Consider the following 17,545-nt stretch of genomic DNA (forward strand, 5'->3'; position numbering starts at 1 on the left):
TTTCAGATAAGAGACCATCATGTCCAAGACCAACCACGGCACCGTCGTTATCACCGCGAGTGACATCACCTTCACCCTTAAACCGACATTGCGCGCGTTCCGCGACATCACCCGCCTCTTTGGTGGTGTGATTGACGCTATGCAGGCGCTGGGCCACGCGAACATCAGCACGATCGCACTGATCGTCGCAGCAGGCACCGGCGTAGATACAGGCAAGCGCAAAGACGTGGAAGCGGTAGAAGAGCAGATCTTCGAGGCAGGCTTCAGCACCGTCTCCTCTCAGGTGCTGCCATTTCTGCAGGCGCTGCTGAACCCGGGCGGCAAGAGCGACGAGGAAATCGCCAAGGAGAAAGAAGACGCGTCGGGAAACGAGTAAAGGCGGGAGGCGGGGTCGATCCGGTCGACCTGATTTTCAATATCGCCACTGGCTGGCTCGGGCTGTCGCCCAGCGAGGCCTGGAATACTCCGATGGTGGAGATCCTCATGGCATGGGATGCCAAGCGCCAGTTCCTGATCGACACCAATCCCTTCGGCGGTGGCGGCGACAAGGACAAGCCGTCGAAAAAGGTAGTGGCCAAGGAAGTCCGCATGGGCTTCAGGGTCGCGGCGATGAGCCGCAAGAAAGACTGAAAATATTCGACCGACCGCTTTGTGCGGTTTTTTTTCGCCTGGAGAAAAGCAATGGCTGATGCCGACGTACAGGGCATGTTGATTCGCATTGAGGCGACGACGGCCCAGCTTCGACAGGAGATCGCCCGGGGCGATGCGGCCGTAGCGCAGTCTGCCGGCAAAATCGACACGAGCCTGGGTAGGATCGACAGCGGCTTTGATCGCACTGCCTCCAATGCAAGCGCCCTGCAGCGAGCGGTGAGTTCAGCATTCACCGGTATAGGCCTGGCATCGGCGGGTGCTGTAGCTGGGTTGGTCGCCATCACTGTGAAGACGGCCAATTATGCCCAAGAGGTAAAGAATCTATCGTCGCTTGCGAACTCCTCGGTAACAGACTTCCAGCGTTTTGCAGCTGGCGCAAAGACTGTAGGCGTTGAGCAGGACAAGCTGGGCGATATCTTCAAGGACACCACAGACCGCGTAGGCGAGTTTCTGCAGCGTGGTGGCGGTGAGATGGCCGATTTCTTCAAAGAAATCGCACCCAAAGTGGGCGTTACCGCGCAGATGTTTGCCAAGCTCTCAGGGCCGGAAGCACTGCAGCTGTATTACAACTCGCTGGAAAAGGCCGGGCTTAATCAAGCCCAGATGACGACCTACATGGAGTCTATGGCCGACGAGGCAACTGCGCTGATCCCGTTGCTGAAAAATAATGGCGCCGGCTTCAAAGAGGTAGGGGATCGCGCAGAGAAAGCAGGGCAGATCTTAAAGTCTTTCGAGATTGACCAACTGGTCTCGGTGAATCAGTCGGTAAAAGCCCTGGAAGGGTCCTTCGAGGGAGCCTCGCGCCAACTGGTGCTTGGCATGCTGCCTGGTATTCAGAGTGTTACCGACCGGCTCACGAGCATGTCGAACAACGGCGCGATGGAGATGCTTGGGAGTGCTGTCGGATTTCTGGCCGAGCACCTCAACGTCCTTGCGGCCGTCATGGGCACGAAGGTGGCGGCTTCTTTCCTTGGGTATATTCAAACCCTCGGCGCATCCGCGCTGGCGTCTACCCAAGCACGGGCAGCCAACATTGCCCAGGCTGAAAGCGCAGTTCAGGCGTCCACAGCCAATCAGATCGCTGCCCAGTCGGCAGTGATCCGGGCTGAGAAAGAAGCCCTATTGGCGCGCGGCACCGGTGTGCAGACGCAAATGTCCATTCAGCTGGCCGAAGCTCGCTTGGCTGAGCGTGCAGCCACCTCTCAGCTCGCCGTTGCTCAAACCGGCCTGAAGGCTGCGTCCGGGAGCATCCTTGGGCTTTTCGGTGGGCCAGCGGGCCTTGCCGCTCTAGCCGTTGGTGCGGGCATCGCGTTTCTGACCCTTCGCGACAACACGAACACGCTGGAGAAGAAGCTTGGCGACCTCGCAGATCCGCTGAAAACGCTGACCGAGCGATTCGAAAAGCTGAACCGGGCCACTCAGGCGGTGACGCTCCGCGAATTGCAATCGAGCATTGCCGATACCCAGAGCAAGATCAGCCAGATGTCTGGGGCGATGGCTGATAAGTTCGAGAATGACTTGCGCAACATGGGCGCTGCCGGCGCCGATGGGCTCATGGCTGGGCTTGTTGCCCTGCCGGCTGATACTCAGGCCGCTCTGGACAAGGTTCGGCAGGCGTCGAAGGACCAAGCGGCCGGCGTAGCGGTGGACTGGAAGGCGGTAGCCGATGAGCTGCGCAAAGTGCCAGGCGTCACCGAGCAGATGGCTCAGTCGCTTGAATCCAGCCAGTCCCCTGTCGCCGATTTGAACGCGGTGCTGGTGAAACAGCAGCAAACCCTGGCAGCACTGACTGCTGAAACCGATAAAAACACTGCTTCGCAAAACCAGAACAGTGCCGCCAAAGGCATAGCCTCCGCCGCCGGTGAGAAGTATATCGGCGAACTGACAAAGCAACTGCAGACCGCGCAAGACAAAACCTTTGTTGAGCAGGCAAACCGCTTCATTTCGGAGAACAAGGACCTCACCGAAGGGCAGATCGTCGCGATCAAATCGCTGGCAGCGGCCAGGGATTCGCAAAAGGCTGCGGATGACGCCGCGACCCAGGCCACCAAGGACGGAAACTCGGCTGCGAAGGACGCGGCCAAAGAGATCGAAAATCAGGAAAAGGCGCTCAAGGACCTTAAGCTTCAGGCTGATATTGCCATTTCTTCGGCAATAGGCCTGGCTGACGCCTATCTCGCCGGCACGGATAAATCGCGCCAATTCAGTTTGCAGCAGAAGGTTGAGGAGGCACTGCTAAAGACAGGATCGGCCGCGCGCGCCGAAGTGATCGCCAAACTGAACGCGGAGCGTGACGCACAAGACAAGCTTGCCATCAGTAAAGCCGCCTATGACATCGGGAAAGAAACGGCTGATGCCATCGCTCAGGCGAAAGCCACGCTTCAGGGTGCCGACGCCTTAGCGGCGTACAACGTCCAAAAGGCGATGACTGTTGCCCTGGCCGGGAAGAACATCGAGGTCGGAAGCAAGGAATACGAGCAGCTGCTGGCGGCGAACAAGGCCCAGCAGGATGCCGTCAGGATTGCGCAGCAAGCAACCAGCGCGGGCGGCATCATGGACCGTCTATATCCCGAGGCCAAGCTGCTCAAGGAGTACACCGAAGATCAGAAAGCGCTCAACGCCGCCATGTCGCTCTACCCTGATAACGCATCCTCCTATCAGGCTGCGCTGGCGAAGCTGGGCCAGGAATATGAGATCAACAGGAACAAAGCCACGCTCTGGGGCCAGTTCACTGAGGGGGCGATTGACCGCATCGACGACGCCTTCGCGGATATGTGGAAGTCCGTACTGAGCAAGTCCGGCAATTTTATGGACACGCTCAAAGACAGCTTCCGGCAGTTTCTGGCGGAGCTTCTGCATATGGCGATCACCAAGCCGATCATTGTGCAATTCGCCAGTGCGCTTGGTGTGGGCGGTCTCGAAGGCAGCCAGCAGGGTGGCGGATTACTGTCGGGCTTGACCGGGGGCGGTGGCGGTGGCGGCATCATGTCGTACCTGAACACAGCCAAGAACGTCATGTCTGCGGCTGGTAGCAGTTTCGGCCAGTCAGTCATGTCTGGTTGGGCCAGCGGCAACGGGGTGCTGGGCGGAATCCAAGGCGCGTTCAGCAGTGGTGCTGACTACATCGGTAGCGCGATCACAAGTGCGTTTGCCACAGGATCTGCCACGGCAAGTAATGCTGCGGCCAGCCTCGCGGCAGGTGCATCACAAGCGGGTTATACCGGCGCTGCCTATCAGGGCTACGTAACCTCTGCCAACGCGGCGGCCAGCCTCTCAAGCCTCACCACAGCGCTGAGCTACGTCGGCGCTGTGTATTCAGTCATCCAGTCGTATCAGGCCTATGGGGCGAAGGGCGCAGCTACTACGGCAGGCTTCGCTGCAGCGGGAGCCGCGATCGGGTCGGTTGTTCCTGTCATTGGCACTGCTCTAGGCGCTGCAATTGGTGCCGTGGTCGGCTCTTTCGCCTCGAGCAAGCTCTTCGGCTCGGGCGAAAAGTACCCAGATCTGAGCACGTCGGCGACGGGTCACTTCGATAACGGTGTGTATACAGATCAGGGCATAGCGACCACTTGGCAACGTAAAGCACCGAAGTATGGTGCTGCCGCAGATAACGCCATGTCTTCGACGCTAAACAAATTCGCTTCGACGCTGGGCAACCTCTATGAGGCGCTCGGGAATGGAGCGGAGGTATCGGCTTACAGCACTCTGCAGCAGCGCAAGACCTCTGGGAAATATTCGAGCACGTTTGGCGTTCAGTTGGACGATGGTTTGGTCATCAGCGCGAAGCAGCAGTTCAAGGCGAATGACATTGCGTCTGCATTGACCGCTGATTATGACGACATCATGGGCACCTTCCTCGCGAAGGCGATCGTGAGTTCGAAGTCGCTGCCGGAGTACTTCAAATCCCAGTTCACGGCATTTGCCAACGACTGGAACACAACCGCTGACCAAGTCATCAAGGCGATCGAGGGCGTTTTCACTCGCTTCAACGGGGTGAACGACGCGCTGTCCTTGATCAACGTCGCGAACTTGAAGCTGGATAACACCGGTCTGATTGCGTCCGACTCGATTCTGAACATGATCGGCGCGATCTCCGACCTGGACACGACAACGGCAACGGCGAAGGAAAAGGTCGATGCGCTTAACAAAAGCGTCGGCACCTACTACCAGGCATTTTTCAGCGCAGACGAGCAATTCGCCGACCTGACCAAAAGCCTGCAGGGTGCATTCGCTGGCTTCGGCCTGAAGCTGCCGGACACGCGTTCCTCCTATCGCAAGATGGTTGAAGACATTGACGTCACGACCACAGCGGGCCAGGCGATGTTCGCGACGATGATGGGCCTGGCTACCAATGCGGACACCTACTACACGCAGATCGACAAACAGGCGCAGGCAGCAGTGGATGCGGCCAACGAAGCGGCTCAGGCCGCCGCGGACGCATGGTCGAACTATTACGGTCTGTTTACTTCTGACGCCCAGAAAGCCGCCGACACCTTGTCGGTAGTGGGCCAGCAATTCGCCGCGCTGGGCTTGGCGATGCCTGCAACGCGGGATGGCTTCACCGCAATGGTGGGGTCCATTGACCAGACAACCGAGAAGGGTAAAGCGCTGTTTGCCTCGCTTCTCGGGCTTGCCACAAATGCTGATGCCGCTTTCGACATCATCGAGGCGCAAACCGCAGCCGCAAACGAAGCGGCTGCGTCTGCCGCTCAGGCTGTTAAGGACGCGCTCACAACTGCTGTAAGCAGCAGTCTGGCCGCCGTACAACGGGCCATCAGTGCCCAACAGAAAGCGGCCGAGGATGCTTACAACGCAACGAGCGCGTCGATTACCGACATGCTCGACACGGCCAATGCGCGTGTAAGCGACCTCACTGTCGTCAGCAATAGCCTCAGTGCTGCTCTGAAGTCTCTGCGCGGTGATTCCGATGCGGCAGTGCAGATGCTCCGTCGGCAGGCGCAGGCGACTTTGCAAAGCGCACTTGCCACGGCGCGAGCTGGCGGGTCCTTGGCGAACTTCAGTGGTTTGGACGACGCTCTGACCACCGTGAGCAGCAACACCACCGACCTGTATTCATCGCTTGAGGACTTCAACCGCGATCAAGGCCGCACGGCCAACGTGGTGGCGGAACTCAACCTGCTAAACGGGAAACAGCTGACCAGCGCCGAGAAATCGGCGAAGGCGCTGCAAGACCAGCTCGATCAGGCGAAGAAGGCGTATGACGCACAGGTGGCGCAGTTCGATTCGCAACTGGCATTTGCTCAGTCGCAATTGGATGCGCTCAACGGCGTGGACACATCTGTTCAGTCAGTGGCAGTTGCTATCCAGCAAATGAACGCCGCCGTTGTGGCTGCGCTCCAGGCGCAGGAAACGGGGGCGGCTGCCGGCAACACGTACGACAACAACGTCGCGCTGGTCAGGTCGGTTTACCAGCAGGTTCTCGGTCGGGATCTGGACGGGAACGGCCTGGCAACCTGGACGACGGGCCTGGCCAACGGAACGGTCACTTACGCCACCCTGGCAGACATGATCGCCAAGGGCGGAAAAGCGAACGGCGAAACCGTGAAAATCCCGGGCTATGCCGCGGGCGGCAACTTCGGCGGGGGGCTGAGGCTGGTTGGCGAGAACGGTCCCGAACTAGAGGTCACCGGCCCAAGCCGGATTTACAACTCACAGCAGACGAACGCGATGCTTACCGGTAACAGCGGGGAAGAGATGGCCAGTGAGGTTAGGCAGCTACGGGCAGAGCTCAAAACGGCTCTCTTCGCAATTGCGAAAAACACCATGAAGGCCGCAAAAAACACCGATTTACTGCCGCAAAAACTAGAACAGGAGCTGTTCGCGTGAGGATTATTGAACCGGTGGATATCACCCCGAGCTTGATGTCCATGGGCGACTTCCTTTTGACTCCTGACTCGCAGCCTTTGGTGGTGCAGGTGGGGCAGTCATTTCAAGTCGCAGCCTTGGTAACCAATGTTCCGGAAGAGGACTATCCGGTTTGGAACGCCTCTCAGTCATACCTGGTAGGTGACCGGGTAATGCGCGGCCATAGAAACTTTGAAGCGTTTGTCGCTAATAAGAACGTCCCGCCGGACGGCACCCCGACCGATCCGGCGACATGGCTTGATTTGGGAGCTACAAACCGCTGGAGAATGTTTGATGACAAGATCGGAACCTCGACCACGAACCCCGAAAGCATTTCGGTCACTGTAGCTCCTGGAAGAGCCGTTGATGCGCTGGCTTTTTTTGGCGTAGATGCGGGAGCGATCCTCGTCCGGGTGACAGACCCTTATCAAGGAATTGTCTTCGAGTCGCGGGTATCTCCGGTTTCTGCGGATGGCATTAATGATTGGTATGACTACTTTTTCAGCCCCGTTGAGTTGAATGAAGACTTCGTCGTATTGGATGTGCCGGCTGGGAGTTACGGTTCTATCGAGATCGTCATATCCAAGCCGGGGGGTATTGCCAGTATTGGTGCGCTAATTCTAGGAAAGACCGCCCTCATTGGCGAAGCACTCTACGGCTCGTCGGTTGGTATTACTGATTACAGCCGAAAGGAGCGCGACGAGTTCGGCAACTTCCAGGTCGTTGAGCGAGGTTACTCGAAGCGTGCCGAATTTGACGTCATGGTCGAGACGGGGCGACTTGGGGCTGTTCAGCGAACGCTCACCAAATATCGCGCTAAGCCTTTGGTATGGATCGGCGAAGCGACGTATCAATCAACAATCCTCTACGGGTACTACCGGGATTTTAACCTGGTTATAAGCGGCCCTACGGTTTCAGATTGTTCCATCTCTGTTGAGGGGCTCGTTTAATGGCTACACCAACTATCACTCCGTTGCCGACGGCGCCGAGTCGGCAGAACTCTGCAGGGACGTTTGCTGCTCAGGCCGACAGCTTTATGAGTTCACTCCCCGGGTTTGCCGACCAGATGAACCAGGTTGTTGACTACATCGATGGGCGCACGGAGATAGCCGCTGCCAGCGCGGAATCCGCCTCTGAAGATGCTTCCTTAGCCGAGGCAGCAAAGACATCGGCAACGGCAGAAGTGATGCGGGCGAGGGCATTCGCGGCGAACGCGGCAGCGTCCGCGAAGGCGGCAGAAAGCGCGCCGGGCTCGATCGGCAATTTGGCACTTATCCAGGCCATGGTTCTACTCTTTTAGGAATATCCGATGAACACATTCACAGCGCCATTTGTACAGACATCCCGCACCGGCACTGCCGTGGCCACTGCTGCACTCGGAGGCTTGGCTACCGACGCGGTAACAGGTTCTGCCTTGCTCGCCACTGCTGGTGCAGACGGCGCTCTGGTCACCCGCGTGACAGCAATGCCGCGCGGTACGGTCACCCCAACTTCCCTTCGTCTGTTTGTGGTCAAAGCATCGGCACCGACAATCTATCGACCGGTGGATTCGGAATTGATGGCCGCCTACACCAATGCAGCCACCACCGCCACGCCCGAGACCAACTTCAGCAACATCGCGCTGGAGTCCCCTTTGCGCCTGGAAGCCGGCGACAAGCTTTACGCCGGTATTGAAGTCGCCTTGCCCGCCGGCGTTTCCTTCTTCTGCGAATGGGCTGATTTCTAATGCTTGCGCTCGGCCGTCCTCTTGGAAAGCCCTCAGGCAACCCTCTTGCCTTGCGAGCAAGGAAAGGCCCGGATAATCGGGTACCTAACCGCATCGGTGCGCCCTATGGGGGCGGTTACTACGCGGGGCGCATGCGCGGTGGTGATGGAAAGCTTTACGCGATTATTTGTTGTCGCCTGGAATCGCCTTTCGATGTGATCCACAGCATTCAAGCGGACAACATTAATGAAGACATCTCTCGTAGCGATTGGGATGCGAACAGCAATCAGGCTTCGATGATAGCCTCGGCCACTCCCTACGCCGCTGCGCAAGCTTGTGCCGACTATCGAGGTGGTGGTTTTGATGATTGGGTTCTGCCTGCCTACGCTCAGCTAGTGATGCTGTACAGGGCTTTCAAGCCGAATGCTACTTTGAACAGTCCTGGGGTTGGGGACATTCCTTACCCTGTTCCAAATCCAGGGCCTTATACCCAAACCGACCCATCCCAGACGCTGGTGCCGGAATTCCAGTCCTCCAGTCAGTCGTTTTCAACTTCGCAGTATCACAGCTCAACACTATCCGCCGGCGGCAACACCATCATCAGCTTTTCGAACGGCAGTCAAACTACTCAAGGCGCCCTTGCTGCGCTCAGACCTGTACGTGCTATTCGCATGATCAGAGTCGCCCGATAAATTCAGACGGCCATTGGCTGAAACAAAGGAGCTTCAAAGCATGGCTTATCAAAGTTCGCACACGGGCCCGGAAGTCGATGCCGCAGTGCAGATGCTTTCGCAGATCCAAGAAGCGCGTGACGCGACTGCCCAGGATCGCGCGGAAGTTCAAGTTGATACGCAAGAGGTTCATGCAAACGCTGTCCAAGTAGCAGGCCTTGCCTCCACAGTTTCAAATCAAGCGGGCACCGTCCAAACGCTGGCCACAGAGGTAGAGCAGGCGCACTTCGACACTGTAAACGCCTCTGAGGCAGCTCTGCAGGCGCGGGATATCGCAGTTACCTCCGCTTCGGAAGCGCAAGCTGCTCAAGCGTCTGCTTTGGCGAGTGAGCAAGCGACGGCGACGGCAGTAGCGCAGGCGACCGATGCTGCTGACATCGTGAGTGCGCTGGCACCCCAAGTGCACGAGGATGCAGAGAGTGCGGCAAGCAGCGCTGCATCTGCCGCTGCCAGCGCCGCCAGTGCCGCAGCAGTGGTTACCGGTGGAACCGCAACACTGACCCCGGCGCCAGGCAAGATTCCTCTGGCAGACGGTAGCGGAAAGATCGCCGAGGCATGGATGCCTTCCACTATCGCTCGCACCGACGCAGTTACAGCCGCTACCCAAGCGGCCGCCCTGGCCACTGAACGGACTTCGCCCTTCCTTGATCCCGCAGACTCTAATCCGTCAACTCGGTTTGACGGCTCCGCGCTGGAAATCGGCGACCGTTATTTCAACACAACAGCCCAGGGTGAGTACCTTTTCACAAGCGCGGGCTGGGTGCTTAACGATGCCGCCGCCGCAGTAGATCAAATCTCGGACAAGATTTCGTCCGTTGCAAAACCCAGCGGCATCCCGCTCGCCGATCCAGATGGCCTGATCGCCGAAGAATGGCTGCCTACGTCAATCCTCAGAACGGAAGAGTTGTCGGCTGCTGACGACTCAGCGAAGGGGGCGGCACTCGTCGGCTACGACAAAACCACCGTGCAGGCCGTCCTCGATGATAATCGCCCGCTGACCGATTACAACGCACTGATCGCGTACAACGGTCGCGCGAAGACGGTTCGGATAACAAATGACGGTATTTCAGGCCGGTTTAGAAACCTTGGCGCAGCTCCAGGCGTCCCTGATTACTACGGCATCAGCTTCCGCGCAAACAACGGCGATCTGTGGAAACGAGTAAACGCAGAAAGGGTTTCGGCTGGCTGGTTCGGAGCGTTCGGCGATGGAGTAACCGACGATGCCCCAGCCTTTCAACGAGCCTCAAACTATCTTGGCGCGATCGGTGGCGGGAAAGCGTTCTTCCACCAGGCTCACCTGATAGACACAGCGCTGAGCATCTCCGATTACGTCAGTTTCGAGGGCGACCTGCTTTCTGCGGGTGAACTTCGGTACGGCACTGCGTTTGACTACGATTCCAAGAAATCGCGCATCGTGATCAACCCAGCTACCACCATCACCACCCGCAACGGTTCGGGCTTCGGCGGCGGTCTGGTTATGCCGAAGGGCCTGAATCTTCCGTTTGCTGATGCTACTGCTGCTGCAGCTGGGGTAGCTGCGTTCGCGGGCACTGCGTTCACCGTTGGTGGCTCAGACCCGTACCTTCACGACATGATCATTCTGGGCTTCAACAAGATGGTCGAGTTGAACAACTTCGAGCGGCCCCGCTTTGAAAACCTGAAGGGCGATAACAAGAACGGTATTGACCTGGCAGCCGTATACGACATCGGCACAGTAGCGAATATTCACTGCTGGCCGTTCACGACAACGCATCAGTCGTGGACTACCGGGCCGCTCAACCTGCGTCCAGGCTTCGGCTTCAAGTTTGCCAACGTCGCCGACATGTCGAACTTCACCAACTGCTTCGCCTACGGCTACGATCGTGGAGTTATTGTTGATGGCTGCAACATGGTCAACCTTCTCGGCTTCGTTGCGGACGGTTACGGCGCAGGTGCCTCTACTGCTGTAGGTATCGAACTCAAGGGCATCTGCAAAGAGATCAACCTACTGGGTTGCCGCCTGGCTGCCCAGGGCCGTTCGATCGTCATCGACATCAACGCCGGCGGATTGAACAGCACGGCTGCGGCAGTCAACATCACCAGCTGCCTGCTGTGGGATTGCGACATCAAGCACATCGACTTGATTAGCGGTGCAGCGAACATCGGGCTCACCACATTATGGAAGGGTCCAGTAGGCATTGACGTCGGGTCCGCTTACGCGAGTGCAAACATCGACCTCAATTATTTTGAAGACATTACCGGTGGAGCGATTTCCTCGGGTTCGTTCGACAACCTGAATATCGGACCATCCAACCGGTTCAAAAACTGCGTCAACAGCTTCGGTCAGCGCTACGTTATTGACGCAAACCCTACGGCTCGCCAGCAGTATTCAGGTAACACCGTTGGGGGGGTCGCGGTCCAGCCTTTGCGCTCTCGTGGCACTACTGCGGCTAAAACCGCCGTCGTAGCAAATGACCTGCTTTATCAGGTAGACCCATTCGGTTACGACGGAAGCAGCTTCATCTCAGGCGGTGGCATTCGGCAGGCCGTCGGGGCAATCGCCGGGGTAGGAAACGTCTCGACGAAGTGGATTATGTCAGCTCGCGCTGCTGGTGCTGGCGGGCCTGTAGATGTCGTGACCGTTGAAACAACCGGGTTGAAGCCTGTCACAGATAACGGTCCAACTCTAGGTTCGGCAACTCAGCGTTTCTCTGCCGTGTGGAGTGCTACAGGCACAATTCAAACCTCTGATGAGCGGACCAAAACGGACATCAAGGACGCGGAACTTGGTCTCAACTTCATCGCCGCACTGCGCCCCGTATCCTACCGCTGGAAAGAGGGCAGTGTCCGCGTTATACGCCAGGTCATGGTTGATGAGCACGGCCGTGAGCGAGCGGAAGGCGAGGAGGTCAAAGAAACTGACATGCCGGGCCGCATCATCACCGAGTCTGTACCTGGCACCAGGACGCACTGGGGCCTGATCGCGCAGGAAGTGCAAAAGGTTGTCTCGGATGCTGGCGTTGACTTCGCCGGATGGGTGCGCTCTGACCCGAATGACGAGGACAGTCAGCAGGCGTTGCGCTACGACCAGTTCATATCGCCGCTGATCAAGGCCGCGCAAGAACTTGCAGCGAAAAACGAGGCTTTGGAAGCGCGGCTGGCAGCTATTGAGGAAAAGCTGGCCACGCTCTGAAGAGGACCTGAAGCACCCGGGCGACGATGGTGTGCGCCCGGGCTGTAGCAGGGTCAGAGGCGCTTAGCGTGCTTCGTCAGCCACTTCAAATGCGCGATGCCGTTATCGACGGCTTCGTCCTGAGTCTCGTCCCGCAATTGGAAAACGTGTTCTGAGTGCTTTGCGCCGCTCGGGTAGAACAGCTGGGTCAGCATTGCGCGGCTGCCAGACTCATGCGTGCGTATGCGGACCGTCTTTAAGAAGCCGCTTTCCTCGTCTATTCCGTAAAAGTCGGACTTATCCTCTCCCCAGATATCCGACTGCCAAATGCTGTTCGACATCTACTACTCCTTTTACCCGGCAACATGCCAGCCTTCCTATATAACCTACCAATCCTCATTTTTCCACTTGGCGCAACTTCTCGCGCGCTTTGTCTTTGATATCGACCCCCTACAAGTAGCACTGAACTAGAACCTCGCCCGGCCTAACCGCTGGGCTTTTTTTTGCCAGGAGAAAGGTAATGACCGTGACTGATAAAGATCGAGATGTGCTCGCTCGCACGCTGTGGGGCGAAGCGCGCGGCGAGGGACTGGCCGGTATGGTGGCTGTGGCCTGGACCATCCGCAACCGTGTTGACGATGGCAAGGATAAATCATGGTGGGGCGAGGGTTACGCCGGCGTCTGCCAGAAGCCGTACCAGTTCAGCTGCTGGAACCGGAGCGACCCTAACTATCAGTTCCTGAGCGGCGCGCGCGCGATTCCGTTCCGCGAGCTGGCCCAGTGCCGCATTGCTGCTGACCAGGTGATCGACGGCAAGGTGCCGGACCCTACCGGTGGAGCGACGCACTATTACGCGACCACCATGCCGAGGGCGCCGGACTGGGCAGCCAAGGCGAGGCGAACGTTGAAGGTGGGCAATCACGTGTTCTTCAAAGATGTGCCCTGACATCCAGGTCTTCGCTCCTCTGGTCGGCCGCGATTGACGCTGACGGCGAGGCTTCGGTTAACTGTACGCATATACAGCTATCAGACCGACCATGATCCCACTCATCAAACACACCGCCGACCCTTTGGCCGCATGGAAGCTCATGGTCGAGAACCGTTTCGACCTCGTGACGGACCCTGACGGCCAGCGGGCGAAGTTGCGGGAATTGGCAATACTTGCGTATCAGCGGTATCAGGTTGACGCCGACGAGCTGTCGGACATGCTGGAAGTAACTGACGCTGCACGCGAGTGGGGATTGCTTGAGCTGGAAGAGGGCTACCACCTGGGCATCTTCCAACGCCCGGAGCATGAGCTTGAAGCAGGGACTCAGTGTTTCTATAAAGGGAAGCTGGTTCGGGTTTTGTGAACGTCGGCAGGACGCCGGGGAGGGTTGCTGAATTGTCTAATACTACCTCTGGCTACATCGAATCTATTGGCCCTAAGCCCGTCTAACTTGGGGTTTCTTTTTAGACTGAAAAAAAGCGCGCGCCCTATCTTACATGGCGCGCGCTTCGTTTTTCACCCTACTGCTGCATCATCGGGGTGTGCGAGGACAGGTCGGAAATTGCTTTATTCATCAGTTATTTAGGCAAATTCTGTAGGAGGTTGAGGCAAGTTTCGGGCGACGAAAGGGATTCCACCTACGTGGCCCGACGTCATATCCGATTGCTTTTGCGATGGCGGCAAGGTTACCACGCACGCTCTCGGGCCGCAGGTCCGGCTGATTCGTCACGGCGCGTTTCCGAACCGACACGAAGCGCTTCGAGCTGGCTAGGATGTCGAGCACCGCCCGACTGGAGGCGGCATCATCGACAAGGATTGCCCTATGCAACGCAAGCGAGGACGAGATTCAACCAACGGCCGTTTCATCCCTCTGGAGGAGGCCAAACGACGTCCACGGGAGACCATCGTGGAAACCGTCAAGAAACCCTGCCCCGAAAAACCGGAGCGCAAATAAGTGTCTTGCAGGCGTGATCCGGATTCAGGTCGCGTCTGTGTTGCACATCCATCCTGCTGGTGTAGCGTGTCTGCTTTGCCTCGACCGATACGGAGAACCCCTTTGGACGATATCACCCACCTGGCAGCAACCCTGGGTCAGCAACTGTTGGCAGCGGGCGCGCAGGTCAGCACGGCCGAATCCTGCACCGGAGGCGGCATCGCTGAAGCCATCACCCGTATCCCCGGAAGTTCGGCCTGGTTCGAGGCCGGGTATGTCACCTACTCCAACCGGCAGAAGACCCGACAACTGGCGGTGCCGGAAGCGTTGTTCGCCCAGGTCGGCGCCGTCAGCCGCGAAGTGGTCGAAGCCATGGCCAGGGGCGCGCAGGCCAACAGCGGTGCGCAGTTTTCGGTCGCGGTCAGCGGGGTGGCCGGGCCGGACGGGGGCTCCGCGGAGAAACCCGTCGGTACGGTGTGGGTCTGCTGGGGCGTGGCGGAACGATTGATCGCCGAGCGCTTTCTATTTGCAGGTGACCGTGATGCGGTCCGCCGACAAACGGTGAGCGCCGCGCTAGAGGGGCTTGTACGCCTCTCTCGCGGAGAAATACCAAATCAGGGGTAGGCGCGCGTCAGACCCTGTGGAATAATACTGGCTACTTATACAGTTATATCGGCCGTCAAGGCCTAACCTATTACGAGAGGATTCAATGGACGACAACAAGAAGAAAGCCTTGGCTGCGGCCTTGGGTCAGATCGAGCGTCAGTTCGGCAAAGGTGCCGTAATGCGCATGGGTGACCATGACCGCCAGGCTATTCCTGCTATCTCCACCGGCTCGCTGGGTCTCGATATCGCACTCGGTATCGGTGGCCTGCCAAAAGGCCGGATCGTTGAAATCTACGGCCCGGAATCTTCGGGTAAAACCACCCTCACTCTGTCCGTCATCGCAGAAGCCCAGAAAATGGGCGCCACCTGCGCATTCGTCGACGCCGAGCACGCGCTCGATCCAGAGTACGCCGGCAAGCTGGGCGTCAACGTCGATGACCTGCTGGTTTCCCAGCCAGATACCGGCGAACAAGCCCTCGAAATCACCGACATGCTGGTGCGCTCGAACGCGATCGACGTCATCGTCGTCGACTCCGTGGCCGCTCTGGTACCAAAAGCTGAAATCGAAGGCGAAATGGGCGACATGCACGTCGGCCTGCAAGCCCGACTGATGTCCCAGGCGCTGCGCAAGATCACCGGTAACATCAAGACAGCCAACTGCCTCGTTATCTTCATCAACCAGATCCGTATGAAGATCGGCGTGATGTTCGGCAGTCCGGAAACCACTACCGGCGGTAACGCATTGAAGTTCTACGCGTCGGTTCGTCTGGACATCCGCCGTACAGGCGCGGTCAAGGAAGGCGACGAAGTCGTCGGTAGCGAAACCCGCGTCAAGGTCGTCAAGAACAAGGTGGCCCCACCTTTCCGTCAGGCTGAGTTCCAGATTCTCTACGGCAAGGGCATCTACCGTAACGGCGAGATCATCGACCTCGGCGTGCTGCACGGTCTGCTGGAGAAATCCGGCGCCTGGTACAGCTACCAGGGCAGCAAGATCGGTCAGGGTAAAGCTAACTCCGCGAAGTTCCTGGCGGACAACCCGGAAATCGGCACCACCCTCGAAAGGCAGATTCGCGAGAAACTGCTGACCGCAGCGCCTGATGTGAAGGCTCAATCGTCCCGCGTAGCGGCAGACGATGTGGCTGAAGTCGAAGCTGACGCGGACATCTGATCCCCGCCATGCCGGCTGTGCTTGATACTCCCGTCGCTGTAAGGCGTACTGCAATGGACCTGCTCGCACGACGCGAGCATGGTCGTGTCGAGCTGACGCGCAAACTGCGTCAGCGCGGCGCTCCCCCTGAATTGATTGACGCAGCGCTCGACCGTTTGACGGAAGAGGGGCTGCTGTCCGAATCCCGATACCTCGAAAGCTTCGTTTCCTACCGTGCCCGTTCTGGCCACGGCCCTTTGCGCATTCGCGAAGAGCTGGGGCAGCGCGGTTTGCCGCGTCCGGACATTGAGCAGGCGCTGCGCGAGTGCGGCGTCGACTGGTGGGAGAAGCTGGAAGCGCTGTGGCAGCGCAAGTTCAGCGGCCAGTTGCCCATAGATGCCCGCGAACGTGGGCAGCAGATGCGTTTTCTGAGTTATCGCGGATACCCGCCCGAGCTGATTGGTCGTTTGCTGAGTGGCAAGGGCTACGACGACTGACGCTTGATCTGCCTGAAGGCGCGCAGACGCGCCCTCAAGCATTCACCCTCACATCGATTTCACAGGCTGGGTCTGCTGAGAAGGTGCAGGTGTCGCCCAGTTCTCCTCCAGATTTATGCAGTCCACCAGTTCGCGCAAGCGGCCATGGTTGCGGCCGTTGAACGCGAACGCCAGGCGCGTGAGATGGCTGAACTGCACTTCGTCATATTCGTCCTGATGGCTGTATTGCTGGAAGTCCCCACTTAACCGCAGATCGACGAACCTGTCCTGCAGGGCGTTCAGCGCCTGTTCGCTCAAGGCGTGATGCATGCGGATGACGAAGGTATTCTTCAGCCAGCGGCTGGAGTGGAAGTTGCTGTAGAAGCGGTTGATCTCGGCGACAGCCTCATCGGCGCTGTACACCAGCTTCATCAGGTTCATGTCCGTGGGCAGAATGTATTTGTTCGCCTCCAGCTCACTTTTGATGAAACCGAGAGCGCCTTCCCAGAACGTGCCGCCCGGAGCATCCAGCAGCACGATGGGAACCAGCGGGCTTTTGCCGGTCTGGATCAGCGTCAGCACTTCCAGTGCTTCATCAAGGGTGCCAAACCCGCCCGGGCAGAGCACCAGCGCATCGGCCTCTTTGACGAAAAACAGCTTACGTGTGAAGAAGAAGTGGAACGGCAGCAGATTCCCGGTGCCATCCACGGTCGCATTGGCGTGTTGCTCGAACGGCAGGGTGATGTTGAAGCCCAGGCTATGATCCAGGCCGGCGCCTTCGTGGGCCGCGGCCATGATCCCGCCACCGGCGCCGGTGATGACCATCAGGTCGGAGGCTGCCAGTTGCTTGCCCAGTTCACGGGCCAGCGCATAAACAGGATGTTCCAAAGGGGTACGGGCGGAACCGAACACGGTGACCTTGCGCCGGCCTTTGAATCGTTCGAGCACCCGGAAGGCATTCTCCAGCTCGCGCAACGCTTGCAGGGTGATTTTGGCATTCCAGCGATTCAGGTCGTCCTGAGCCATGCGCAGGACGGTCAGAATCATGTCGCGGTAGAGCGGAAGGTTGGGGCTGTCCGGGGCGACCGAACCGAGGAGTTCTTCGACTTTGGGGGTGAGGTCGATTCCGTTGCTCTGAAAGTGCTGAGACAACGCGTCACTGGGTACGTACGGCATTCACGCTTTCTCCTTCTGCAGAATCATTGACCGCCGCCAAGTGGCGGGATCGCGACGCGTCATGCGTCGGCGTGCGCAGCGCATCCGAAGGAAAGGGAGGCATCAGACCTGCGCG

General features: G+C 58.4%; 15 protein-coding genes. 13 read left to right on the forward strand and 2 right to left on the reverse strand.

Features of this window, described 5'->3' with window-relative positions; translation table 11 throughout:
- Window positions 1–19: 19 nt before the first annotated feature.
- From ACYASU_RS09050 to ACYASU_RS09085, 8 genes are all read left to right on the forward strand, one after another.
- Window positions 20–376 carry a hypothetical protein gene (locus tag ACYASU_RS09050; protein WP_463582591.1) on the forward strand — a complete coding sequence of 119 codons (357 nt, stop codon included), beginning with the start codon at window positions 20–22 and terminating at the stop codon, window positions 374–376.
- Window positions 377–483: 107 nt separating this feature from the next.
- Window positions 484–630: a hypothetical protein gene (locus ACYASU_RS09055; protein ID WP_463582592.1), complete on the forward strand. Its 147-nt coding sequence runs from the start codon at window positions 484–486 to the stop codon at window positions 628–630.
- A 51-nt stretch (window positions 631–681) separates the two neighbouring features.
- Entirely contained in the window at window positions 682–6,498 is a 5,817-nt protein-coding gene (locus ACYASU_RS09060; protein ID WP_463582593.1) for a hypothetical protein, read from the forward strand.
- Window positions 6,495–7,466 carry a hypothetical protein gene (locus ACYASU_RS09065; RefSeq protein ID WP_463582594.1) on the forward strand — a complete coding sequence of 324 codons (972 nt, stop codon included), beginning with the start codon at window positions 6,495–6,497 and terminating at the stop codon, window positions 7,464–7,466. The genes ACYASU_RS09060 and ACYASU_RS09065 overlap by 4 nt, the downstream gene beginning before the upstream one ends.
- Complete coding sequence (locus ACYASU_RS09070; protein WP_463582595.1) at window positions 7,466–7,816, forward strand: hypothetical protein; 351 nt, start codon at window positions 7,466–7,468, stop codon at window positions 7,814–7,816. The genes ACYASU_RS09065 and ACYASU_RS09070 overlap by 1 nt, the downstream gene beginning before the upstream one ends.
- Before the next feature lie 9 nt (window positions 7,817–7,825).
- Window positions 7,826–8,242, forward strand: a complete 417-nt coding sequence (locus ACYASU_RS09075) for a hypothetical protein (RefSeq protein ID WP_463582596.1) — start codon at window positions 7,826–7,828, stop codon at window positions 8,240–8,242.
- Window positions 8,242–8,913, forward strand: a complete 672-nt coding sequence (locus tag ACYASU_RS09080) for a hypothetical protein (RefSeq protein WP_463582597.1) — start codon at window positions 8,242–8,244, stop codon at window positions 8,911–8,913. The genes ACYASU_RS09075 and ACYASU_RS09080 overlap by 1 nt, the downstream gene beginning before the upstream one ends.
- A 40-nt stretch (window positions 8,914–8,953) precedes the next feature.
- Window positions 8,954–12,124: a tail fiber domain-containing protein gene (locus ACYASU_RS09085; protein ID WP_463582598.1), complete on the forward strand. Its 3,171-nt coding sequence runs from the start codon at window positions 8,954–8,956 to the stop codon at window positions 12,122–12,124.
- A gap of 53 nt (window positions 12,125–12,177) precedes the next feature.
- Here ACYASU_RS09085 and ACYASU_RS09090 read toward each other — a convergent pair whose 3' ends face one another.
- The gene (locus ACYASU_RS09090) at window positions 12,178–12,444 is read right to left on the reverse strand and encodes a hypothetical protein (RefSeq protein ID WP_463582599.1); all 267 of its coding nucleotides are present in this window, start codon (window positions 12,442–12,444) and stop codon (window positions 12,178–12,180) included.
- 179 nt (window positions 12,445–12,623) lie between these two features.
- Here ACYASU_RS09090 and ACYASU_RS09095 point away from each other — a divergent pair, with 179 nt between their 5' ends.
- The 5 genes from ACYASU_RS09095 (at window position 12,624) to recX (ending at window position 16,275) form a co-directional block, all read left to right on the forward strand.
- A complete protein-coding gene (locus ACYASU_RS09095) occupies window positions 12,624–13,049 on the forward strand; it encodes a cell wall hydrolase (RefSeq protein WP_463582600.1) in 426 nt (141 codons plus the stop codon).
- Between the two features lie 91 nt (window positions 13,050–13,140).
- Entirely contained in the window at window positions 13,141–13,455 is a 315-nt protein-coding gene (locus ACYASU_RS09100) for a hypothetical protein (RefSeq protein ID WP_463582601.1), read from the forward strand.
- A gap of 693 nt (window positions 13,456–14,148) precedes the next feature.
- Window positions 14,149–14,649 (forward strand): CinA family protein, encoded by a 501-nt coding sequence (locus ACYASU_RS09105; RefSeq protein ID WP_423571820.1) that lies wholly within the window; start codon window positions 14,149–14,151, stop codon window positions 14,647–14,649.
- 85 nt (window positions 14,650–14,734) lie between these two features.
- Entirely contained in the window at window positions 14,735–15,799 is a 1,065-nt protein-coding gene (gene recA / locus ACYASU_RS09110; protein WP_065989790.1) for a recombinase RecA, read from the forward strand.
- A gap of 8 nt (window positions 15,800–15,807) precedes the next feature.
- The gene (gene recX, locus ACYASU_RS09115; RefSeq protein WP_463582602.1) at window positions 15,808–16,275 is read left to right on the forward strand and encodes a recombination regulator RecX; all 468 of its coding nucleotides are present in this window, start codon (window positions 15,808–15,810) and stop codon (window positions 16,273–16,275) included.
- 48 nt (window positions 16,276–16,323) lie between these two features.
- On the opposite strand, the gene ACYASU_RS09120 is transcribed toward recX, so the two are convergent.
- Window positions 16,324–17,430: an LOG family protein gene (locus ACYASU_RS09120; protein ID WP_463582603.1), complete on the reverse strand. Its 1,107-nt coding sequence runs from the start codon at window positions 17,428–17,430 to the stop codon at window positions 16,324–16,326.
- Between the last annotated feature and the right edge of the window lie 115 nt (window positions 17,431–17,545).

The sequence above is a fragment of the Pseudomonas sp. HP_12 genome (assembly GCF_055283955.1).